The 21,772-nt window shown below is 58.6% G+C and carries 19 protein-coding genes and 1 pseudogene; 8 read left to right on the top strand and 12 right to left on the bottom strand.

What is annotated here, in order from left to right; genetic code table 11:
* Positions 1–11 precede the first annotated feature (11 nt).
* A complete protein-coding gene (locus K9857_RS22210; protein ID WP_411961598.1) occupies positions 12–725 on the bottom strand; it encodes a TraX family protein in 714 nt (237 codons plus the stop codon).
* A gap of 159 nt (positions 726–884) precedes the next feature.
* On the opposite strand from K9857_RS22210, the gene K9857_RS22205 reads away from it, so the two are divergent.
* Both K9857_RS22205 and K9857_RS22200 read left to right on the top strand, forming a co-directional pair.
* Entirely contained in the window at positions 885–1,922 is a 1,038-nt protein-coding gene (locus tag K9857_RS22205; RefSeq protein ID WP_224539334.1) for a low specificity L-threonine aldolase, read from the top strand.
* 38 nt (positions 1,923–1,960) lie between these two features.
* Positions 1,961–2,038 (top strand): annotated as a pseudogene (locus K9857_RS22200) (outer membrane lipoprotein carrier protein LolA); the annotation flags it as partial.
* A 162-nt stretch (positions 2,039–2,200) separates the two neighbouring features.
* Here K9857_RS22200 and gbcB read toward each other — a convergent pair.
* Entirely contained in the window at positions 2,201–3,301 is a 1,101-nt protein-coding gene (gene gbcB / locus K9857_RS22195) for a glycine-betaine demethylase subunit GbcB (protein WP_224539332.1), read from the bottom strand.
* Positions 3,302–3,586: 285 nt separating this feature from the next.
* Here gbcB and gbcA point away from each other — a divergent pair, with 285 nt between their 5' ends.
* Complete coding sequence (gene gbcA / locus K9857_RS22190) at positions 3,587–4,882, top strand: glycine-betaine demethylase subunit GbcA (RefSeq protein ID WP_224539330.1); 1,296 nt, start codon at positions 3,587–3,589, stop codon at positions 4,880–4,882.
* A gap of 55 nt (positions 4,883–4,937) precedes the next feature.
* Here gbcA and K9857_RS22185 read toward each other — a convergent pair whose 3' ends face one another.
* Complete coding sequence (locus K9857_RS22185) at positions 4,938–7,571, bottom strand: fibronectin type III domain-containing protein (RefSeq protein ID WP_224539328.1); 2,634 nt, start codon at positions 7,569–7,571, stop codon at positions 4,938–4,940.
* A 264-nt stretch (positions 7,572–7,835) separates the two neighbouring features.
* On the opposite strand from K9857_RS22185, the gene K9857_RS22180 reads away from it, so the two are divergent.
* On the top strand, positions 7,836–8,282 hold the full coding sequence (locus tag K9857_RS22180; protein WP_224539325.1) for a hypothetical protein: 447 nt from the start codon (positions 7,836–7,838) through the stop codon (positions 8,280–8,282).
* A gap of 717 nt (positions 8,283–8,999) precedes the next feature.
* On the opposite strand, the gene K9857_RS22175 is transcribed toward K9857_RS22180, so the two are convergent.
* From K9857_RS22175 to K9857_RS22135, 9 genes are all read right to left on the bottom strand, one after another.
* Positions 9,000–10,202: a retropepsin-like aspartic protease gene (locus K9857_RS22175; RefSeq protein ID WP_224539323.1), complete on the bottom strand. Its 1,203-nt coding sequence runs from the start codon at positions 10,200–10,202 to the stop codon at positions 9,000–9,002.
* A gap of 23 nt (positions 10,203–10,225) precedes the next feature.
* Positions 10,226–11,143 carry an RHS repeat-associated core domain-containing protein gene (locus K9857_RS22170; RefSeq protein WP_224539321.1) on the bottom strand — a complete coding sequence of 306 codons (918 nt, stop codon included), beginning with the start codon at positions 11,141–11,143 and terminating at the stop codon, positions 10,226–10,228.
* A 254-nt stretch (positions 11,144–11,397) separates the two neighbouring features.
* On the bottom strand, positions 11,398–11,964 hold the full coding sequence (locus K9857_RS22165) for a GNAT family N-acetyltransferase (protein ID WP_224539318.1): 567 nt from the start codon (positions 11,962–11,964) through the stop codon (positions 11,398–11,400).
* A gap of 123 nt (positions 11,965–12,087) precedes the next feature.
* The gene (locus K9857_RS22160; RefSeq protein ID WP_224539315.1) at positions 12,088–12,858 is read right to left on the bottom strand and encodes an electron transfer flavoprotein subunit beta; all 771 of its coding nucleotides are present in this window, start codon (positions 12,856–12,858) and stop codon (positions 12,088–12,090) included.
* Positions 12,859–12,873: 15 nt separating this feature from the next.
* Complete coding sequence (locus K9857_RS22155; protein ID WP_224539314.1) at positions 12,874–14,094, bottom strand: electron transfer flavoprotein subunit alpha/FixB family protein; 1,221 nt, start codon at positions 14,092–14,094, stop codon at positions 12,874–12,876.
* Entirely contained in the window at positions 14,094–16,040 is a 1,947-nt protein-coding gene (dgcB, locus tag K9857_RS22150) for a dimethylglycine demethylation protein DgcB (protein ID WP_224539311.1), read from the bottom strand. Before dgcB ends, K9857_RS22155 begins: the two co-directional genes overlap by 1 nt.
* Before the next feature lie 163 nt (positions 16,041–16,203).
* Positions 16,204–18,264: a dimethylglycine demethylation protein DgcA gene (gene dgcA, locus K9857_RS22145; protein WP_224539309.1), complete on the bottom strand. Its 2,061-nt coding sequence runs from the start codon at positions 18,262–18,264 to the stop codon at positions 16,204–16,206.
* A 15-nt stretch (positions 18,265–18,279) separates the two neighbouring features.
* Entirely contained in the window at positions 18,280–18,810 is a 531-nt protein-coding gene (locus K9857_RS22140) for a DUF5943 domain-containing protein (protein ID WP_056726569.1), read from the bottom strand.
* Positions 18,811–18,888: 78 nt separating this feature from the next.
* A complete protein-coding gene (locus tag K9857_RS22135; RefSeq protein ID WP_175376594.1) occupies positions 18,889–19,866 on the bottom strand; it encodes a dipeptidase in 978 nt (325 codons plus the stop codon).
* Positions 19,867–20,088: 222 nt separating this feature from the next.
* Here K9857_RS22135 and K9857_RS22130 point away from each other — a divergent pair, with 222 nt between their 5' ends.
* The 4 genes from K9857_RS22130 to K9857_RS22115 all read left to right on the top strand — a co-directional run bounded on the left by K9857_RS22130 (position 20,089) and on the right by K9857_RS22115 (position 21,715).
* Positions 20,089–20,490: a lysozyme inhibitor LprI family protein gene (locus K9857_RS22130; protein WP_175376595.1), complete on the top strand. Its 402-nt coding sequence runs from the start codon at positions 20,089–20,091 to the stop codon at positions 20,488–20,490.
* A 214-nt stretch (positions 20,491–20,704) separates the two neighbouring features.
* Positions 20,705–20,959: a type II toxin-antitoxin system RelE family toxin gene (locus K9857_RS22125; protein WP_224539306.1), complete on the top strand. Its 255-nt coding sequence runs from the start codon at positions 20,705–20,707 to the stop codon at positions 20,957–20,959.
* A complete protein-coding gene (locus K9857_RS22120; protein ID WP_224539304.1) occupies positions 20,943–21,266 on the top strand; it encodes a helix-turn-helix domain-containing protein in 324 nt (107 codons plus the stop codon). The genes K9857_RS22125 and K9857_RS22120 overlap by 17 nt, the downstream gene beginning before the upstream one ends.
* A gap of 32 nt (positions 21,267–21,298) precedes the next feature.
* The gene (locus K9857_RS22115; RefSeq protein WP_224539302.1) at positions 21,299–21,715 is read left to right on the top strand and encodes a DUF3010 family protein; all 417 of its coding nucleotides are present in this window, start codon (positions 21,299–21,301) and stop codon (positions 21,713–21,715) included.
* Positions 21,716–21,772: the final 57 nt, after the last annotated feature.

Genomic DNA, 21,772 nt, shown 5'->3' with positions numbered 1-21,772 from the left:
TCTCACAGGGGTCATGCGATTGCCTGGCGCACTGCGTAAAGAACGAGGAAATGCACGGGATAGAGCGCATACGCCCACCTGCGCATGGGCAGCGGTTTTACGTCCTGTGCATGTCGCAAAAGGAACATCCCCAGCCATGGCGCAATCAGACAAGTGGCAACCGCCGCCATCGCCACGTGATTGCCCAGGCGAATGGAGTAATACAGCACCTGCCACTGATTGGCGGCCAAACACACCACCCCCGGCAGCAACACGAAAATCCATGGACGACCAATCACCAGCAACATCGCCAGCGGCAACATCACCCCGAAGAAGCCAAACATCAGTTTTGACGAGAACACCGCCGCCAACACGACAGAAGCGACAGCCAATAGTCGCATTTGAAGATTAGGGTCCTGCCAGCCGCGAGCCACCAATAGGCCCAACACGAGGGTTGGCATCACGTTGAGCGTGTCGGGATTAGGCAAGAACAACCGATAGGGCATTTCGCTGACCGCGCTGAACAGCACCAGCCAGCACAAATAGCGCCACTGTCCGCTGGACTTGACCGGCGCCCGCGCCAGATTGACCGCCATCGCCAGGCAGAACCACGGGAACGCCAGGCGCCCCGGCACATACAGCCAGTCGGCGGAATAACCGATGTATCGCAGGTGATCGAGCACCATGCACAGCAGCGCCAGCCATTTGAGCAAATCCAGTGCATGGTCGCGTTGCTTCAAGTGCATAGCCCTTAAGTCCAAAGACACGTGCATAATTGCCCGGCTTCTGCGTAATTTTCTGACACCGACATCCCGTGTACTCCCCGGACGATCTTCGGCAGAGTGCGCCCCCTTATTGACCACGAGACGCTTCACCATAGGCGTCTCGATCACGGAAAGCAGGCCATGACCGACAAGAGCCAACAATTCGCCAGCGACAACTATTCCGGTATCTGCCCTGAAGCCTGGGCCGCCATGGAACAGGCCAACCATGGTCACCAGCGCGCCTATGGCGACGACGAGTGGACTGCCCGCGCGTCCGACGATTTCCGCAAGCTGTTCGAAACCGACTGCGAAGTGTTCTTCGCGTTCAACGGCACCGCTGCCAACTCCCTGGCCCTGTCGTCGCTGTGCCAGAGTTACCACAGCGTGATCTGCTCGGAAACCGCCCACGTCGAAACCGACGAATGCGGCGCCCCGGAGTTTTTCTCCAACGGCTCCAAGCTGCTGATCGCCCGCACCGAAAACGGCAAGCTGACCCCGGACTCGATCCGCGAAGTCGCCCTCAAGCGCCAGGACATCCACTACCCCAAGCCCCGCGTCGTGACCCTGACCCAGGCCACCGAAGTGGGCAGCGTCTATACCCCGGACGAAGTGCGCGCCATCAGCGCGACCTGCAAGGAGCTGGGCCTGCACCTGCACATGGACGGCGCGCGTTTTTCCAACGCCTGCGCGTTCCTCGGCTGCTCGCCGGCTGAGCTGTCGTGGAAGGCTGGTGTCGATGTGTTGTGCTTTGGCGGTACGAAAAACGGCATGGCGGTGGGCGAGGCGATCCTGTTCTTCAACCACGATCTGGCCGAGGACTTCGACTACCGCTGCAAACAGGCCGGCCAGCTGGCATCGAAAATGCGCTTCCTGTCTGCCCCGTGGGTCGGCATCCTGGAAAACGACGCCTGGCTCAAATACGCCCGCCACGCCAACCACTGCGCGCAATTGCTGGCTGAACTGGTCAGCGACATCCCGGGCGTGGAACTGATGTTCCCGGTACAGGCCAACGGCGTGTTCCTGCAACTCTCGGAACCGGCCATCTCCGCCCTCACTGCCAAGGGCTGGCGCTTCTACACCTTCATCGGCAAAGGCGGCGCCCGCTTCATGTGCTCATGGGACACCGAAGAAGAACGCGTACGAGAACTGGCCCGCGACATCCGCGAAGTCATGGCCTGACACACCACATACCCACTGTAGGAGCGAGCTTGCTCGCGATGGTGGCCAACGATGACGCGGGGCACCTGACACCCCGCGGCGCTCTCGGGCTCATCGCTAGCAAGCTAGCTCCTACAGGGGGAACGGGTGTTTCCGGATTTTGTGAACACCACAAAACCCTGTGGGAGCGGGCTTGCCCGCGAAGGCGGCGCGTCAGACAACATCAATGTTGACCATGCCACCGTCTTCGCGAGCAAGCCCGCTCCCACATTAGTAACGGGTGTACCGAATTTTTTGGATTAATACTCGATCCGCACATCCCCCTTCGGAATGCTGCAGCACGACAGGATGAACCCTTCGGCTTCGTCGTCTTCGGTGATCCCGCCGTTGTGGTCCATCTCCACTTCCCCGCCCAGCTTCAGCACTTTGCAGGTGCCGCAGATGCCCATGCCGCAGGCTTTCGGGATCATCAGGCCGACCTTCGCAGCGGCGGCGTGTACGGTTTCGCCCGGGGCCACGCGGATGCTCTTGCCGGAGGCGGTGAATTCCACTTGATGCAGGTCCGCGGCGTCGACTTCCGGTGCGTCTGCCGCCTGCTCGGCGTGTTCCACGGCATCGGCGCGCGCTTCTGGCGGGGTCGCACCGAAGGATTCTTCGTGGTAACGCTTCATGTCGAACCCGGCACCTTCCAGCAAACGCTTGACGGCAGTCATATACGGCGTCGGGCCGCAGCAGAACACTTCGCGCTCCATGAAGTCCGGTGCCATCAATTCGAGCATCCGGTGGTTCAGGTATCCGCGATAGCCGGCCCAGGGCTCACCCATGCCGTGCTTCTCGCAAATGATGTGCAGATTGAAGTTCTCGATCCGCGACGCCATGTGCTCCAGCTCACGGTGGTAGATGATGTCTTTGGGCGAACGAGCGCTGTGGATAAACACCATATCCACGTTGCCGTTGGTATCGTAGAACCAGCGCGCCATGGACATGACCGGTGTGATACCGACGCCACCGCTGAGGTAGAGCACCTTCGGCGCGGTGAAGTCCATGGCATTGAACAGACCGACCGGGCCGTGCACCGCCAGTTCCTGGCCTTCGTGCAGCGTGTCGTGCAGCCAGTTGGAAACCTTGCCCCCCGGTACGCGCTTGATGGTCACCGAGAAGCTGTACGGCACCGACGGCGAGCTGGAAATGGTGTACGAACGCATGATCGGCTGGCCTTCGATCTCCAACTCCAGGGTCACGAACTGCCCTGGCTTGAAGAAGAACATGATCGGCTGGTCGGCCATGAAACAGAAGGTGCGCACATCCCAGGTTTCCTGGATGACTTTGACGCAACGGACAATATGTCGGCCATTGGCCCAGGTCTGGGTGGTTACCGGGTTCAGGAAGGTGTTGGACATGCTTGTTCTCCACAGCCGACTGTCGGCCTCATGATGGCGATTCTGCGTATAGCGTGAACCATCCATTTACCTATCTGCGACATTCACATGCTTATCGCGACCAGCCCCCAACCACCGGGGCTTGCGCGTCGGGAACAGATTGCACCATGTCGCCCATGGATAAGGTTCTGGCCTGCGCCGGCCCCACACTCGCCTCCAACAGGACAACCGTTTTCCCATACCTTGCGTTGCAAACCTGATCAGCCACTTTTCGCGGCCACGCAGATGGCCTTGAGGACCTACACGATGGACGTCACTACTACCTTGAGCCTGGGCGATCCGCTGGAACCCGCACGCAAGGCCACCGCCCAGATGCTGCAGGAGCGCGAGCGCACCTTCTCGCTGCCGCAGCCGTTCTACACCGACGAGCGCCTGTTCGATATCGACATGCAGGAGATCTTCCAGAAAGAGTGGTTGATCGCCGGCATGACCTGCGAAATCCCGGCCAAGGGCAACTACATGACCCTGCAGGTCGGCAAGAACCCGATCATCGTGATCCGCGGCGCCGACGGCGTCGTGCACGCCTTCCACAACGTCTGCCGTCACCGCGGCTCGCGTCTGTGCACCAGCGACAAGGGCAAGGTCGCCAAGCTGGTCTGCCACTACCACCAGTGGACCTACGAACTCGACGGTCGCCTGCTGTTCGCCGGCACCGAAATGGGCGCTGACTTCGACATGAAGCAGTACGGCCTCAAGCCCGTGAACGTGAAAACCGCCGGCGGCTACATCTTCATCAGCCTGGCGGAAAACCCACCGGCCATCGATGAGTTCCTGGCGACGCTGACTCATTACATGGAACCGTACGACATGGAAAACACCAAGGTGGCGATTACGACCACCTTGATGGAAAAGGCCAACTGGAAACTGGTGCTCGAAAACAACCGCGAGTGCTACCACTGCAACGGTTCGCACCCTGAATTGCTCAAAACCCTGCTGGAATGGGACGACGTCACCGACCCGCGCGCCGACCAGGCGTTCAAGGACCACGTCGCCGCCTCCGCCGCCGCCTGGGACGCCGAGAAGATCCCTTACGCCCACGCCAGCTTCGGCCTGCGCAACCGCATCGTGCGCATGCCGCTGCTCAAGGGCACCGTGTCGATGACCATGGACGGCAAGCAGGGCTGCGCCAAACTCATGGGCCGCATCAAGAACCCGGACCTGGGCTCGATGCGCATCCTGCACCTGCCGCACTCCTGGAACCACTGCATGGGCGACCACATCATCGTGTTCACCGTGTGGCCGATCAGCGCTCAGGAAACCATGGTCACCACCAAGTGGATCGTCCACAAGGACGCCGTCGAAGGCGTGGACTACGACGTGGAACGCATGCGCAAGGTCTGGGACGCCACCAACGACCAGGACCGTCGCCTGGCCGAAGAAAACCAGCGCGGCATCAACTCCACGGCGTACCAGCCTGGGCCGTACTCCAAGACCTATGAATTTGGTGTGGTGAACTTCATCGACTGGTACAGCGGTCGCATGCTCAACAACCTGGGGGCCGAGCCTGCGCCGTACCTTAAAGGGGTTGCGGTTAGCGGTTAAGACTGACGGGTAGAAACCGAGGCTCGTGCGTTGAACGCACGAGCCTCAGTTTTTTTCAGGCCAGTGGTATGACCGTGATCTTGTTCCACTCCGATTCTGTTCCATCCCTAAATCTGCACTGAACACCAAATATCATGGGTAAGCCGACGAGCAGGTTGTTGGCTGTATGGCTCATTGCGCTGAGTGGCGTCGAATCTCCGCTCGGAAATATCTTGAATGTGTAACCCAGGACGTTTTCTGCATTGTTTCGAGGGGGACCCCAGGCAAAGGAAACGCTGCGGTTTGAATTGTTCGTCACGTGGAAATCAGAAGGAATAGTCGAACCGCTCATGGTTTTGAAGGTGGCCGTGGCCGGGTCGGATCGCTCTCCGCTGCTACTGACTGCAAATACAACGAACGTATAGTCTGTATTGGTGGATAAGCCATCAACAATGACATTTCGTTCGGCAGTCGTTTTTTCCTGTTGACCTTCCAGGTAATAAGCATAAGTAATCGAATTACCCGCGGGTGGCAGCCAGCCAATTTGAGCGGATATTGTCCCGGCACTTACGGCAATTTTAGTTGGAGCGCCCGGTTTATCAGGAATCTCCGGTCCACCGCTGGCGGTCAAAGACGCCGTAAGTGATAAATTCCCATGATGGTCAATTGCCCAAATCCTGATGGGATACGTCGCTTCCGAAGCCAACTTCGATACCGGAAATTCGTTTCTGGATGCGGGTACTATGAACGGCGGTTTTTCACTGACCGATATCGCATAGCTTGCGACATCCGTACTTGCTGACTTGTCCCAACTTAAAACCATATCCGTATCAGTCTGCGAGGCAATTTTAAAATTACTTGCCGGCAAAGGCTTGGTCACGTCGACATCGAGACTGACCACAACCTGCTCAGACTCTTCTCCCGTATTCATGATAAAGACGCGAGCCTTGACGATGAATTTATCGCCGGGCATGGCATAGTCTTTGTAAGTGGGCGGATAAGTCGGATCAAAAGGAATCAAGGGCAGCGGAACACTGTCGGTGATGAACTGCAAGGCAATTTGCATACCCAAAGGTAGAAGAATAGGGATGGAGTCCCAAGTGATTACCGCATTAAACAAATTGGGGTCCCAATCGAGTGGTATGTAGTCGATTCTAGTATTCTGAAGACGTGGTAATGGAGGACGATTCAGGCCTGTCCATTCGGAGTAGTTGCCATTACGATCCTTGGCACGGACTTCAATTAAATAGGATTGATTTGGAGACGTGTTATGAAACTCGTATGAAAGTGCGGCAGTGAATCCCTGATACACATCGTTGATCCTGACTTCATAACCTGCAACTCCGACGCCGTTGCCGTCAGATGACGCGGCCCACTCGACTTTGATTGTTGGATAACCAAATCGGGCGAACTTCAAGTCCGCCGGATTAGTAGGCGGGACGCTATCCTGAGTTAGATCCACGGACGAAGAAAAATCTGACACATTACCCGCCATATCGACCGCTCGTACTTTCAGCGGTCCATTGACCTTATTAAAATCCTTAACCAACAACTCCGTACCGCTCACGGTATAAATACGCGCACCATTCTGGAAAATCTCATAATAGCGAACAGCCGTATCGTCTTTGGAGGCATCCCAGTAAAAGCGTGTCGTGTTTTGATAATAGTCTTGCTTGGCGCCTTCGTCGGTTAACCTCTGCTGCCGGACAATAAAACCGGTAGGGGCGCTGGGTGGAGTCTTGTCTCGCCCCATTTGCAAGTTAAGTGCAATGCATCGGTCTACCACACCGATACGAGAATCCGCCCTCTGAATAAAGTCGGCCATAACAATATTGACTTTACGACCACTATCGGAAAAAGGAATCGTTCGAATTGGATGATTGGCGGGGAGGTGTTGAGGCCCTCCATCTATACCGCTCTTGTACACTGTCGAACTTAATGCCCAGGGAAAGTTGAGCGGAGGCGACCTCATCGCTTCGACAACCATTTCCTCGATGCCGGCCTCGCTATAGTCGTCGTGATTCCAACGATGACCAATCAAGTCCCATAAAAGTGCTCTTTCAGGTTTGTCTACGGGCCACTTGTCTGAAGCCCCATAGTCAAACGCCAGAATAATGTTTTTCCCCGGGTATTCCGTATATATCTGCTGCATTGTTTTACCCAATGCAACCCTTGGTAATAAAAATGATTTCAGAGTTTCCAGATGTTTCAAGACCCGCTCAAGACTGTTGAAAGCATACTGCGTACCTTTGTCGTATGAGTGAAAATCCAGAACGACAATTTCACCCGGGTTTGCTCTGCAAAAATCGAGGACATCACTGATCAGGTGCTGCAACAGACGATTACCCCAACTGCCATGCTTGAACTCGATTCTTTCTCGAAACTCGATATGTGGCGCATGGTTACCAACCACTTCGCCATAGCTATTATCCTTCATGCGCAAATCCACTACGCGAGCACCCGCGTTCAGTTGAGCTGAAAACCGCCCATCCTGGCACGCCGTCCATTTTTCGCCGATAAAGTCGATTGCCCCCTTATCAGCGCCGGAGTTATGGGCACTGGGCAATGCCAGTTGCCACAACATCAAGTGACTGATGTCATTAAACATATCAGTCATCCAACGACTGTAATTGATATTGCGCTCACCCAAGGGGACGGAGGCAGATTCCAATGCTTGGGTATTAGGATCGGAGATATGCTCGCTGGTCATGTCGAGTTCCTCGGAAGACGGTATTGATCACAATGCAGTACTTTTCCCGTTTCCGTAACTAGCAGAAATGATAGTCGGCTGCGTACTACAGCAACACAAACGCTTAGATGAGCACACAATACGCACCCGCGCCACTATCAGAACTGCTAGTGGCGCACCTCCCAATACCCGCTATTATCGATCGAGCGATAAAAACTCGACGATCACTCCCTTCCCGAAATTTGAACCTGACATGATTACCTGCTAAATCACGAGGATTAAGTTATGTTGATAATTCCTACAACCGCAGAAAGAAAAAATCTTGCGAATAAACTCACGCAAACCAACCGGCTGGGTTCTTTCACCGCCACGCTTGAAGTCGAGCCCTTTGATTACAAGGCACAGTTTGGGTATCTAAGGCTCGACGATCTGAAAAAATACAACATACAGGCATACATAGACTCGCCAGAACGAATGTTTAACTTCGCGATCTTCCTTCCCAGAGGCGCCGTAGAAGGAACGGTCAGAGTCAGCACAAACCCATATAGTGATACAACCGCCTATGCGGTTTATCTTGCGGCTTTCGACGGCGGAATCAAATTTTTCATCGGCAGTAGTGGATTCGTAAAATATAAGTACTATCCGGCAGAGGCACGTATTGAAGGGGATTTTGAATACAGGTGTGTTTTGGGAAAAATATTCAAGGGATCTTTTAACGTCAACGAAGAGTGATAACGGAAAGATCTTGGGCCTAATCGGCGGCTGGCCAGCCAACCTTGTCAGGCGAAGACAATCACCTGTACAAAATATGAACGATTCCCCTGAGTACCAAGCCGTAGGCGGCTCCCAGCCTTCAGCAAACAAGTTATCCACACCTCCACCCACAGCAAATGGGGACAACTGTGGAAAGACTGCAAATTTTCTCCACAAAAACTGAAGAAAATCCGTGACTTATTCAAATGGACGGATTTCCCCAGCACTTGATCATTAATTGAACAAACCTCTGAACATCACGTAATACGTGCCCCCCAGCGCGTGGCGAACACCTTATCCACAGAAGCACCAACAGACTTTGGGGGAAACTTCAGATGTGTTGTGGAAAAGCGCTGCAGACGTTGAATTTGCTGTGTTTGTGAGGCGCAGAGAGCCCCATAAAGGCACTTTTGAACAAATTTTAACCAACCCTTTGAAAGTCACGGATTACAAGGCCTGTAGCGGTAAGCGAACATCTTATCCACAGAAGCGCCAACAGAGATTGGGGGCAAGTCCGGCTGCTGGAGCCCACTTATCCTCTGAAAAAACCTTTGAAAAACCGCAGTTTAGGCTGGTTGTTTTTTGATCTGAAGCCTGCAAGCCCTGATCTGCAAGGGCTCGAGCAAGGGGCAAACACGTTATCCACAGAAGCGCTAACAGGGATTGTGGGTAAACTCACTGAAAAGTCCGAATCCATCACACCTTGTTAAAACACGAGCGCCCCGCGTCGATATCCAGGTTCAGCTCGAAATCCTCGAACGCCCGCCATCCCAGCAGCACCGACGGCACATACCGTCCCTTCACCCAGGACGGCGGGATGGTGAAGCCGGGGTAATACTTGTAGGTGATCGGCAGGCTGTGACCGGGCAGGTTCAGTACGCCCTTGAAGGATTGATAGCGCTGCCGGTCGGCGATATCCAGGCGTGAGGCCCCGGGAGTGAGGGTTTGCACGACATTGACCTGCTGGCCGGGCAAGGCGGAGGTGAGGTAGTCGATATTGCCCGTATCGACGATGGCCTGGGTGTTGCGGTTATCCAGGCTGGCCGTGATGGTCAGTCGCTGGTTGAGGTCCATGCGGGTGTAGGTGATCGGCGAGTCGCAGCGCAGAGAAGGTGCGGGATTGAGTTCCAGGGTCTTGCGGGTGATTTTCAGCCGGCCCAGTTTGCTGATCAGGTCCAACCCCAGCAGGTTGTCCCTGTCGCTTACAAACACCAGCACGTTCCTGAACTCGCTTGAACCGATTTTCAGCGACTCAATGACCCCAAGCCGGGCCGACAGGTTGCTCTCGCCATAAAACGTGCTGTAGGCGTAATGGGAGTCGCTCAGCAGCTTGATGCCCATCAGCTTTGCGGTATCGATGTTGACCCGGGTTTGCGGCGCGCCGGTGTCGAGGACGAAACGTGCCGAATGACCGTCGACCGCGCTGACATCGATGAAGGGCAACACCTCTTGCGCGACGAAGCGGTCGTTGGCGTATGGATGAATCTTCAGCACTTCGCGCTTCGACGCGCGCTTTATCGTGAAATCGCCGGTGGCGCGCAGGGTCGCGAGGGATTGCTCGCCGAACATCGAAAAGAGAATGTTCAGTTCCGGGTCAGCCTTGATCGCCCGAGCGTGTCGGCGCTGAACCGCCAGGTAGAAGTCCGGCAACTGGTTGGCAGCCTTGAGCTCGAACATCCGGGCGATCACCGTCACCGAGCAGTCGAGGTTTTTCCCGGGTTCCGGCACCAGCTCGCAGCGCTCGCGCAACTGCTTCAGGGAGGCTTTCTGCCCCTGCTCGGTGGCCAACCATTGATAGAAACCAGGCTCCGGCAAGAGACGCGGCTCAGGCGCGTTCGGCCGGGTAGCGGCCGGTAATCCCGTCGACACCAGGGCAACCCAGGCAAGGAGCAATCCCATCAGCGGCTTCATGGCCAACCCACTCATAAAAACCAGGTTTTATGAACAAGCGCTGAACCTCTGAAAGCTCCTTTATCCCGTGATGCACCCTGACCAGCGCACATTGAAAATGTAGTGCATTGGGATGAGATGTGCCTGATGTCGGCGACGCTTGGACGGTTCAGTTCAGCAATATTGCCGTTTTCGTCTGGAATGATCGGACCAGGTTTTTTCTCGATAACAACCTCTGCAAGTTGTACGCCTGGTGCGTCCACCTTCGCAGAATCACTCCAACCTACGATTCCTTTGAGGTTAGTAACTACTGTCGTACCCAATACGCCGCTTTCATAAGCGGCCATCAATGGACCCGCGAAACGAATAAAAGCGCCAAGGATCAAGAACCCTGTGCCCGCAGCTCCAACGAAGGGTGCGACCGGTACCTCAAAAACTCCAAGCATTGCCCCGGTGAAACCCGCAGTGATGCCCAACCCACCGGTTTGCAGGCCAATCTTGCCGATTTTCGTGACAGGTGGTGTCGCGACCAGTAAGGCTGCCGCAGCGGTGCCCTGCAATGTGGCCGCTAATATCTGTTGCGCGAGCACCACTGATTTACCTGTGGGATCCCTGAAATTGAGCGGATCTCCCTCGCAGTACGCATACGCATTCATCCCCCCTTTCCCAAACGGGCTCAACGCGTCCGGCCTGTGAAAGCGCCTCAGCACCGGGTCATACACCCGATGCCCCTTGCCCAAGTGATACCAACCCATCGGTCGCTCTCGAAGTTGCCCGGTGAACCCCAGGTGCGAGCCTGCCGCGAGCCGGCTGCTCTGCTCACCGTAAAGGGTGTGGACGAAGGGATTCGGACCTGTGCGATCCAGTTCGGCGTGAACACTGTGTTGCAGGTCGGTCGCCAGCAGCAGGGTTCGCGTGGCGGCGTGTTGAGAGGAACGGGAAGCAGGCATCGACGGCGTCCTCTTAGAGGCGTTTCGGCTGTTCGATACCGTAGCAAAGCGAATTGAAAATCGACACTAGCAGAACTGATAGTCGCCCTGGATGCTGGAAAACCCTGTAGCAGCTGGCGAAGCCTGCGTCCGGCTGCGCAGCAGTCGTAAAACCTGTCCACCGGATCTACCTGGCACACCGCGCTGCCGGGATTGACGACTGCTGCGCAGCCGGACGCAGGCTTCGCCAGCTGCTACAGGGATCGTGCCGGGTTTTAGGGGCGATACATCAGGTAGGCCTCGCCGGTGACGCGGATCATCGGGTGGGGTGTGATCTGGCAGGTGTCGACGATGCGAAAGCCGTGGCGTTCGTAGAAGCGGCGGGCGCCGGTGTTGGCGGCGTAGTCGATCAGGCTCAGGCCGTTGAGGCCCAGCTGGTTGGCGCGGTCGTAGGCGTAGGCGAGGAACTGTTTGCCCAGGCCCTGGTTGCGCCAGCCTTCGTGCAGCGCGAGGCTGGAGATATAGAGGGTGTCGGGGATTTCCATGGTGGCGTAGGGCGCCAGCACCGGGTCGGTGACCGGTTCGGCGAACGGGTCGTGGCGCATCACGTAGCTGTGCAGCATGCCGATGACCTGGCCGTCTGCCTCGGCGATCAGGCAGTTCTGCCAGGAGAAATCCACGCCGTCCCGGGCGTAGCGCAAGGCGCCGACGTCGAGCAGGTTCTGGCCGGGTTCGGCGATCTGGCTCCAGATGTAATCTGAAGCGCCTTCGGAAGAAATCTGGAACAGGCGCGCAATCTCCCGCGCATCGCTGCGCTGGGCGGAACGGAATTCAACAGTCATGGAGGTCCTTTGTGGGAGCGGGCTTGCTCGCGAATACGGAGTGTCAGTCACCCAAGATGTAGCTGACACACCGCTTTCGCGAGCAAGCCCGCTCCCACATTTTGATCTGTGGATAAATGAAAATCAGCGAACCACGCCTTCCTCAACCAGCAACTTGAGAATCGCCTCAGCCCCCGCCTGCGCAGTCGCGCCCTTGAGCACTTGCCCGCCACCGCCACTGGCCTTGGCCGTTGCCGCTTTCATGCGGTCGGCGCCGCTCTTGGCCTTGATCACCTTCAGGCGCTTGGGCCGTGGCTTGGCTGGTTGCAGGGTCGCCACCGCCAGCAATTCATCGTCCACCACTACCACATCATTGGCCTGCAATACCCCGCGTCGGGCCGGGCCGTAGGCACTCTGGCGTGGTTTCGGCGCGGCGTTATCCACAGTCGCGAGGAACGGCAGGCGTACTTTGAGCCGACGCCGCTGACCACGAGGCAAGGCTTGCAGCACCAGCGCCGAACCGCCGTCGATGGATTCAACCTGAGCCAGACCCACCACCAGCGGCCAGCCCAGACCTTCGGCCAGCAGGAACGGCAGCATGCCCGAGCCCTCGCCGGTTTCCGCCTGGCTACCGGTCAGCACCACCTGGGCACCGGCATCGCGCAAGTAACTGGTCAGCGCCGACAGCGCATCGGCGCCCTCGGGCTGTTCCAGCACGTGCAGCTGTTCCAGGCCCATGCCCAGATAAGCCCGCAGCGCAGGCTCGGCGACGTCGCCGGCATGCAGCACCTGCAAGTTATCCCCAGCCAGTTGCAGACCCAGTTCCACCGCCCGCGCATCCTGTTCCGCGCGACGCGGACGACCGGAAGTCGGGTGGGCGCCGATGGACACCAGGCTGATGATTTTCGTGCTCATAACCCTTTCCTTCCCTTAAGCCGCATCGCGCTTGGCGTCGTTGCGGTAAGCCTCTACCGCCGCGATCAAGGCTCGAAGAATCTCGGCGCTCTCGCCGATCACCGACAGGTCGGCCCGTTTGATCATGTCGCAGCCAGGGTCGAGGTTGATCGCCACCACCTTGTCGCAGGCGCCGATGCCCTGCAGGTGCTGGATCGCCCCGGAAATCCCAACCGCCACATAGACCCGCGCAGTGACCCAGGTACCGGACGCGCCGACCTGACGGTCGCGGCCCATGAAGCCGTCGTCCACCGCCACCCGGGACGCGCCTTCGGTGGCGCCCAGCGCCGCGGCAGTCTGGTGGAACAGGTCCCAGTCCTTGACCCCGTTGCCGCCGGAGAAGATGAACTCCGCTTCGGCCATGGGAATCGCTGCCGGGTCCACAGCCACCGCGCCCAGATCCTCGATGCGCGACAAACTGCGCGCGACGGCTGTGGATAACTCCACCGGCAATGCTTCGTGACGGGTCTCGCTGACCGGCTCGGCGCATTCGACGGCGCCCAGGATCAAGCGCGCCAGCGGCCGGGCCAAATCCTGCAGACCGGCACCGGCACGACCCGTACAGGTCTCGTCCTTGACCTGCCAGACCCGTGTGGCCGGGCGTTCGCCCAGGGCCGCGGCAAAACGGCGGCCCAGTTCGCCGCCACCGGTGCGGCTGTCCGGCAGCAGCCAGTGCCGTGGATTGAACTGGTTATCCACAGCCCGCAGGCCCTGGACCCGTTGCTCCGGTGCATAACCGCTGAATTCTTCGCCTTCCAGCACCAGCAGGCGGTCGACGCCCGCCGTGGCAAAGGCGTTTTCCTTGTGCTCGCCGAAGACCACCGCCAGCACCGCGCCGTCCTTGCCGGCCAGCTGATGGGCCAGGCCCAGCAAGTCGCGGTCGTGGCTGCTCAAGCGGCCACCGACCATGTCCGGCACCACGCTGATGTAGAACGCAGGTTGCGCCACCTGATGCAGCGGCAACTGCACTTCAACGGCGGCCGAGCGCTTGGCCGTCCCGCCCTGTTGCGCGCCGCTGCGGTCGATACGCTTGATCCCGTTCGGCCCGATGAAACCGATGCCGTGGAGGTTCTTGCGGATGACGCCGTTGGGCCCCATCCAGCTGTGTTGCGCCGGTTGCATGGCTGCGTGCAGCGGATGCAGCCGGTTACGGGCGATCCATTCGGCGCGGGGGTCGCGGCGGATAATGTCGCTCATCAATGCACCTCCGCAGGTTCGCGTTTGGTCGCCGAGGCGGACTTCGGCGCATCTTCTTCAAGCAGCGCGTCAGCCACCAGTTCGGCAATGTCCTTGATCAACGGCCGGGGTTCGACCACACCTTCGAGCATCGCGGTGCACTGTGGGCAACCCACGGCCACCAGTTCGGCGCCCGTCTCGCGGATGTCTTCCATACGCATGTCGGGAATACGCTGCTTGCCGGGAATGTCGGTGATCGGCGCACCGCCGCCACCGCCGCAGCAGCGCGAGCGGAAACCGGAGCGTTGCATTTCCTTGACCTCGATGCCGAGGGCGCGCAGTACCTGACGCGGCGCCTCGTATTCGCCGTTGTAGCGGCCCAGGTAGCACGGGTCGTGATAGGTCACGCTGTCGCCCTTGTGCTGGCCGAGGTTCAAGGCGCCCGCGTCGATGATTTCCGCCATGTAGGTGCTGTGGTGCTGCACCAGGTAGTTGCCATCGAAAGCGCCGTACTCGTTTTTCAGCACGTGGAAGCTGTGCGGATCGCAGGTGACGATGCGGTTGAAGCTGTATTTGGCCAGGGTCTGGATGTTGCGCTTGGCCAGCAACTGGAAGGTCGCTTCGTCGCCCAGACGACGGGCCACGTCACCGCTGTCGCGTTCTTCGAGGCCCAGCACCGCGAAGTCGATTTTCGCCGCCTTGAGTACTTTGACGAAGGCACGCAGGGTGCGCTGGTTGCGCATGTCGAAGGCGCCGTCGCCGACCCAGAACAGTACGTCTGTGGACTTCTTCTCGCTCATGAGATTGAGGTTGAGGTCCGCTGCCCAGTTCATCCGCCCGCCCGGGGCGAAGCCGCCCGGGTTGTCGGTGGCGATCAGGTTTTCCAGGACTTCGGCGCCCTTATTCGGGGTCGCGCCTTTTTCCAGGGTCAGATGGCGACGCATGTCGACGATGGCATCGACGTGCTCGATCATCATCGGGCATTCCTCGACGCAGGCGCGGCAGGTGGTGCAGGACCACAGGGTTTCGGCATCCACCAGACCGTTGACGATCGGTTGATGCGGGTTGCCGCTGTGTTCGCCGATCGGCTTGCCTGGATACGGACTGCCGGCGAACTTGGCATCGCTGCCGCCGGCCAGGCCGACGACCATGTCCTGAATCAGTTTTTTCGGGTTCAGTGGCTGGCCGGCGGCAAAGGCTGGGCACGCTGCTTCGCACTTGCCGCACTGCACGCAGGCGTCGAAGCCGAGCAACTGGTTCCAAGTGAAATCCTTGGGTTTTTCCACGCCCAGCGGTGCAGCCGGGTCATTCAGGTCCAGCGGCTTCAAACCAGTGGAACGACCACCGCCGAAGCGCTCGGAACGACGGTGCCAGGCCAGGTGCAGGGCACCGGCGAAGGCGTGCTTCATCGGGCCGCCCCAGGTCATGCCGAAGAACAGTTCCGACACGCCCCACAGCACGCCAATGCCGAGGATCGCCGCGAGCAGCCAGCCGCCGAAGTTTTCCGGCAGGATTCCAGCCACCGGCAGAGTCAGCAGGAAGAACGAGGCAGAGAACGCCAGCAGGCTTTTCGGCAGGCGCATCCACGGACCTTTCGACAGGCGCGAAGGCGGGTTGCGACGACGCAGGTAGACGAAGATGGCACCGACGAACATCACTGCCGACATCAGCAGCAGCGCGTAACCGAGGATGCGGTTATGCAGGCCGAAACCGTGCACCAGGATCGCCAGCACGATGGACGCCACCGCGCCACCGGCCGTGGCCACGTGGGTGTTGGCGATGTATTTGTCCCGCGCGACAACATGGTGCAGATCGACCATGTAGCGCTTGGGCATGGCGAACAGGCCGCCGATCAGATCGACCTTCGAGGCCCGGCCCCGACGCCACATGGCCACCCGCCGCAGAGCGCCGAGAACCGCGAGGCCCAGGGCGGCGAACAACAGGATTGGAAGAAGGGTGTTCAACATGGTGAAGCTCCCAAAGACCGCAGGGTGTTGCAGGTCGAGATGCCTTACTCGGGTTCCTGTGGGAGCGGGCTTGCTCGCGAATGCATTCTGTCAGTCACATCTTCGTTGACTGACCCACCGCTTTCGCGAGCAGGCTCGCTCCCACAGGGTCATGTGCAAGCCTTTAGAAGTCTTTGCACAACCGCAGCGCGTCATAGATGGCCGCATGCACGTTACGCTGGGCCACGCAGTCGCCGATGCGGAACAGCAGGTAACCGTCGCCGTCCTGCTCCAGGCATGGCTGAGGCTTGATCGCGAACAGGGCTTCGACGTCGATCTGGCCCTTGTTGCGCGAACCTTCCTTCATCGCGTAGTAGATTTCCTCGTCCGGGCGCACGCCGTTTTCGATGACCACCTGGTCCACCACCCGCTCCTCTTTGGCGCCGGTGTATTCGTTTTCCAGCACCGCCACCAGCTTGTCGCCTTCGCGGTAGACCTTCTCCAGCATCATGTCGCCGGTCATGATCACTTCTTTCGGGTACATGCTGCGGTAGTAGGTCGGGAACGACGTACCGCCGATTGCCACGCCCGGTTTGATGTCGTCGGTGACGATCTCGACCTGGCTGCCTTTGTCGGCGATGAAGTCGGCGGTGGACATGCCGGTGAACTCGCAGATGGTGTCGTAGACCAGCACGTTCTTGCCCGGTGCGACCTTGCCGTCGAGCACGTCCCAGCTGCTGACCACCAGGCCTTCAGCCGCGCCCCAGTGCTCGTTCTGCTCGATGAACGGGTGACCGCCAACGGCCAGCACCACCACATCCGGACGCAAGTCCATGATGGTCGGCGCATCCGCCGCGGTGCCCAGGCGCAGGTCGACTTTCAGGCGCGCCAATTCCAGCTGATACCAGCGGGTGATACCGGCGATCTGGTCACGCTGCGGCGCTTTCGAGGCCGTGGTGATCTGTCCGCCGATGAATTCCTTCTTCTCGAACAGGGTCACGTCGTGGCCACGCTCGGCGGCAACACGGGCGGCTTCCATCCCCGCAGGGCCGGCGCCGACCACCACCACCTTGCGTTTCTTGCCGGTGGTTTTTTCGATGATGTGCGGAACGCCCATGTATTCACGGGAGGTCGCCGCGTTCTGGATGCACAGCACATCCAGGCCCTGATACTGACGGTCGATGCAGTAGTTGGCACCGACGCATTGCTTGATCTGGTCGACCTGGCCCATCTTGATCTTGGCGATCAGGTGCGGGTCGGCGATGTGAGCGCGAGTCATGCCGACCATGTCGACGTAACCGCCTTCCAGAATACGGGTGGCCTGGTTCGGGTCCTTGATGTTCTGCGCGTGCAGCACCGGAACCTTGACCACTTCCTTGATACCGGCGGCCAGGTGCAGGAACGGCTCCGGTGGATAACTCATGTTCGGGATCACGTTGGCCAGGGTGTTGTGGGTATCGCAACCCGAGCCCACGACACCGATGAAATCGAGCATGCCGGTGTCGTCGTAATACTTGGCGATCTGCTTCATGTCTTCATGAGAGAGACCATCGGGGTGGAACTCGTCACCGCACAAACGCATGCCCACGCAGAAATCGTCACCAACCTCGGCGCGCACGGCTTTCAATACTTCCAGACCGAACTTCATGCGGCCTTCGAAGGTGCCGCCCCATTCGTCGGTGCGCTTGTTGACCCGCGGGCTCCAGAACTGGTCGATCATGTGCTGGTGCACGGCCGACAGTTCCACGCCGTCCAGGCCACCGGCCTTGGCGCGACGAGCCGCTTGCGCGTAGTTGCCGATCACCCGCCAGATTTCTTCAGGCTCGATGGTTTTGCATGTAGCGCGGTGCACCGGCTCACGGATGCCCGACGGCGACATCAGGGTCGGCCAGTTGAAGCCGTCCCAACGCGAGCGACGGCCCATGTGGGTAATCTGGATCATGATCTTGGCGCCGTGCTTGTGCATGGCGTCGGCCAGATTCTGGAAGTGCGGAATGATGCGGTCGGTGGACAGGTTCACCGAGCTCCACCATTCCTGCGGGCTGTCGATGGCGACCACGGACGAACCGCCGCAGATCGCCAGGCCGATCCCGCCCTTGGCCTTCTCTTCGTAATACTTGACGTACCGGTCGGTGGTCATGCCGCCGTCGGTCGCGTAGACCTCGGCGTGTGCGGTGCTGATCACGCGGTTACGGATGGTCAGTTTGCCGATCTGGATCGGCTGGAACATTGCTTCGAAAGCCATGGCGGGTTCCTCGACTTACAACGGCTTGACGGTGAACAAGCCGTCTTCGTGGCCCTCTTCGGAGCCACCGTAGACTTGTTCGGCCACGGTGCGGATCTTGCTGCCACGGGCGGCGAGGATCTGGTCCATCGCGCCGGCAAACCAGCCGGTGAACATGTAGTCGACCTTGCGTCCGACCTTGCCGTACACATAGACGAATGCCGAGTGTTCGAGCTTGACGCTGGCGGTGCCTTTGTCGAGGTCAATGTCCTGGATCTTGAACAGGCCCCAGCCGCGCTGCGACAGGCGCTTCATGTAGTGCTCGAACACCGCGACGCCTTCCAGGCCGTGGCATTCGGCTTCTTTTTCACACCAGTGCCAGGCGGACTTGTAGCCGGCCTTGTAGAGGATCTCGGCATAGGCTTCGGCGCCCAGCACTTCCTCGATGCCCATGTGGTTGTTGACGAAGAAATGACGCGGCACGTACAGCATCGGCAGGGCGTCGGAGGTCCAGATACCGGTCTCACTGTCGACTTCGATAGGCAATTGCGGGGCGATCTTGGCCATGGAAACTTAACTCCAGAAGAATTTTGGTGTTGCCCCCTGCTCGAATGGCAGGGGGAAAGGATTCAGAAGTGCTGCGGCTTACTCGCCCCAGACGTCTTTCAGGACGTTGACCCAGTTTTCGCCCATGATCTTGCGCACCACGCGTTCGGAATGGCCGCGCTTGAGCAGGGTTTCGGTCAGGTTCGGGAACTCGCCGACGGTGCGAATGCCCAGCGGGTTGATGATCTTGCCGAAGCTGGTCAGACGGCGGGCGTAGCCCTTGTCGTGGGTCAGGTATTCGAAGAAGTCCTGGCCGTGCCCCTGGGTGAAGTCGGTGCCGATACCGATGGCGTCTTCGCCAACGATGTTCATGGTGTATTCGATCGCTTCGGCGTAGTCGTCGATGGTCGAATCGATGCCCTTGGCCAGGAACGGCGCGAACATGGTCACGCCGACGAAACCACCGTGGTCGGCGATGAACTTGAGTTCTTCATCGGACTTGTTGCGCGGGTGAACCTTCAGGCCCGACGGCAGGCAGTGGGAGTAGCAGACCGGCTTTTTGGATTCGAGGATGACTTCTTCGGAGGTCTTGGAGCCGACGTGGGACAGGTCGCACATCACGCCGACACGGTTCATCTCGGCAACGATTTCACGACCGAAGCCCGACAGGCCGCCATCGCGCTCGTAGCAGCCGGTGCCGACCAGATTCTGGGTGTTGTAGCACATCTGCACGATGCCCACGCCCAGCTGCTTGAAGATCTCGACATAGCTGATCTGGTCTTCGAAAGCGTGAGCGTTCTGGAAGCCGAAGAGGATGCCGGTCTTGCCCTGCTCTTTCGCTTTGCGGATGTCGGCGGTGGTGCGTACCGGAATCACCAGGTCGCTGTTTTCGCGGATCAGTTTCTGGCTGGCGGCGATGTTGTTGACGGTGGCCTGGAAGCCCTCCCACACCGACACGGTGCAGTTGGCCGCGGTCAAACCGCCCTTGCGCATGTCTTCGAAAAGCTCACGGTTCCACTTGGCAATAATCAGCCCGTCGATAACGATGCTGTCGGCGTGCAGTTCGGCTGGGCTCATCAGGCTGTCCCCTTATTGGCGATTCATGCGCCGAATCGTCTGCCGGCGCTTTGGAGCCAGCATATGCCTCGGTGCCTTGGCAGCCGGGTGCAAAAACGACAGACGAATTGCCGAAAGCGTCAATCCGCGACAAAGGGTCGTCGCCAAGAGCGATTCGCGACCTGTTCAAGGTCGCCCGCATGGGCCAGAATTCCCCGCATCTCTTGATGTAGGGCGACTTGAATGAAATCGATCTTGCTGGCTTTGGCACTGATTGCGACGGGCGTAACGGCTGCGGAAGAAGCCGACGACAACCCCTGCGACAAAGTCGAAAACGACGTCCAGACCCTGGAATGCTCGGCGTTCAGCAAAAGCACCGCTGAAGACCTGCTGAACGAAAACACCAAAAGCCTGAACGAGCGCATGCAGTCGCTCTACGGCAAGAACCCGGCGCAACTGGCCGACATCACCGCCAAAATCAAAGCCGCCCACCAGCAATGGCAAAAAACCCGCGACGCCGACTGCGCCATCGAAGCCTTCCCGGCTACGGCCGGCAGCAAGGCCTTCACCATTGCGCAGAATGATTGCGTGGCGCGGATGAGTGATGATCGGTCGGAGTTTCTGGAGTCGATTGGGCAGGAGTGAGGCCTGAGAGTCCGTCGAAAGCTGGCACCTTTGCCAGCTTTCGGTCTTCTGAAATTCCGATTTCCTACGCACTCCGCAGACTCAACCTACAGCATTCCTACCACCTCGCTTCAGGCCGTCTGCCACGGGCAACATCCCGACATGCATCGTTAATAGGCCGACAGAGAAATATAAGCAAAGATTGGAAAATCTTATAAAAGACTTATATTCTCTCATGAACAGTATTCACTGGACTCGAAAGGCCGTTAAGCAGCTCCTGAAATTGCACTCCGCCCACCAGGTTCAGGTCCGTGATGCGGTCACGGCGCTGACTGACATGCCATACGCAGGCAACGTCAAACCACTGGTCGATCATGCCTACGCCTATCGGCTCCGGGTGGGCAACTACAGGGTCATGTTCAATTGGGATGGGGCAATCAGAGTGGTCAGTATTCAAGAGGTCAAAAAACGCGATGAACGCACCTATTGACGTTCAAATCATCAACGACGCAGAGGGAAATCCTGCATTCGTTGTCATCCCCTACGCGCAGTATGTGGCGCAGAAGATCGAACCCGATCTGATCCCCCATGAGGTCGTCAGCCGCATCGTCGATGGCGCAACCCCGATCCGTGCCTGGCGCGAACACTTGAACCTTACGCAGGATGAAGTGGCCAAACGCATGGGCATCTCCCAACCGGCTTTTGCCCAGCAGGAAACCGTGGCCAAGCCGCGCAAGGCGACTCGCGAAAAGATTGCCGCGGCATTTGGCATCACGGCCAATCAGCTAGAGCTGTAAGCTGCGCACAACCATTGGTGAAAGGGATCTACATGAAAATCTGCGGCATCGAAATCAAAGGCAGCGAAGCGATCATCGCCGTGGCCATGCTTGAAGGCCAGACGCTGAGCCATGTCGCGCTGGCTACCAAGAAAATCGCCCTGGACGATGACGACGAAGCTGCGAACGTGAAGGTTTTCGCGGCGCAGGTTGCTTCGTTTGTTCGCGAGAATTCGATAGATCGAATGGCGATCAAGAAGCGCAGCAAGAAGGGTGAATTCGCCGGTGGGCCGACGACGTTCAAGATCGAAGGGGTTTTTCAGTTGTTGGAGAATTGCGAGGTGACGCTGTTGTCGCCGCAGACCATCAATGCGCAGGCGAAGAAGCATGGTTTTGAGCTGCCGGAGACACTGAACAAGTATCAGCATGAGGCATATAAGGCAGCCTGCTCGGCCTTGTTGAAAAAGTAATCCCAAACGCCGCTGTACAAATGTGGGAGCGGGCTTGCTCGCGAATGCGGTGTGTCA

The organism is Pseudomonas sp. REP124, from assembly GCF_020164475.1.
Taxonomy (GTDB): Bacteria; Pseudomonadota; Gammaproteobacteria; order Pseudomonadales; family Pseudomonadaceae; genus Aquipseudomonas.
This window is presented reverse-complemented; position numbering and strand designations above follow the sequence as displayed.

Coding starts and splice junctions, on each gene's coding strand:
- K9857_RS22155 (WP_224539314.1), bottom strand. CDS start 14,094: ATGAGCGACATTATCCGCCGCGACCCCCGCGCCGAATGGATCGCCCGT.
- K9857_RS22170 (WP_224539321.1), bottom strand. CDS start 11,143: ATGCCTGCTTCCCGTTCCTCTCAACACGCCGCCACGCGAACCCTGCTG.
- gbcB (WP_224539332.1), bottom strand. CDS start 3,301: ATGTCCAACACCTTCCTGAACCCGGTAACCACCCAGACCTGGGCCAAT.
- K9857_RS22120 (WP_224539304.1), top strand. CDS start 20,943: ATGAACGCACCTATTGACGTTCAAATCATCAACGACGCAGAGGGAAAT.
- K9857_RS22135 (WP_175376594.1), bottom strand. CDS start 19,866: ATGAGCCCAGCCGAACTGCACGCCGACAGCATCGTTATCGACGGGCTG.
- K9857_RS22210 (WP_411961598.1), bottom strand. CDS start 725: ATGCACTTGAAGCAACGCGACCATGCACTGGATTTGCTCAAATGGCTG.
- K9857_RS22180 (WP_224539325.1), top strand. CDS start 7,836: ATGTTGATAATTCCTACAACCGCAGAAAGAAAAAATCTTGCGAATAAA.
- dgcA (WP_224539309.1), bottom strand. CDS start 18,264: ATGGCTTTCGAAGCAATGTTCCAGCCGATCCAGATCGGCAAACTGACC.
- K9857_RS22115 (WP_224539302.1), top strand. CDS start 21,299: ATGAAAATCTGCGGCATCGAAATCAAAGGCAGCGAAGCGATCATCGCC.
- gbcA (WP_224539330.1), top strand. CDS start 3,587: ATGGACGTCACTACTACCTTGAGCCTGGGCGATCCGCTGGAACCCGCA.
- K9857_RS22205 (WP_224539334.1), top strand. CDS start 885: ATGACCGACAAGAGCCAACAATTCGCCAGCGACAACTATTCCGGTATC.
- K9857_RS22160 (WP_224539315.1), bottom strand. CDS start 12,858: ATGAGCACGAAAATCATCAGCCTGGTGTCCATCGGCGCCCACCCGACT.
- dgcB (WP_224539311.1), bottom strand. CDS start 16,040: ATGTTGAACACCCTTCTTCCAATCCTGTTGTTCGCCGCCCTGGGCCTC.
- K9857_RS22130 (WP_175376595.1), top strand. CDS start 20,089: ATGAAATCGATCTTGCTGGCTTTGGCACTGATTGCGACGGGCGTAACG.
- K9857_RS22175 (WP_224539323.1), bottom strand. CDS start 10,202: ATGGGATTGCTCCTTGCCTGGGTTGCCCTGGTGTCGACGGGATTACCG.
- K9857_RS22165 (WP_224539318.1), bottom strand. CDS start 11,964: ATGACTGTTGAATTCCGTTCCGCCCAGCGCAGCGATGCGCGGGAGATT.
- K9857_RS22125 (WP_224539306.1), top strand. CDS start 20,705: ATGAACAGTATTCACTGGACTCGAAAGGCCGTTAAGCAGCTCCTGAAA.
- K9857_RS22140 (WP_056726569.1), bottom strand. CDS start 18,810: ATGGCCAAGATCGCCCCGCAATTGCCTATCGAAGTCGACAGTGAGACC.
- K9857_RS22185 (WP_224539328.1), bottom strand. CDS start 7,571: ATGACCAGCGAGCATATCTCCGATCCTAATACCCAAGCATTGGAATCT.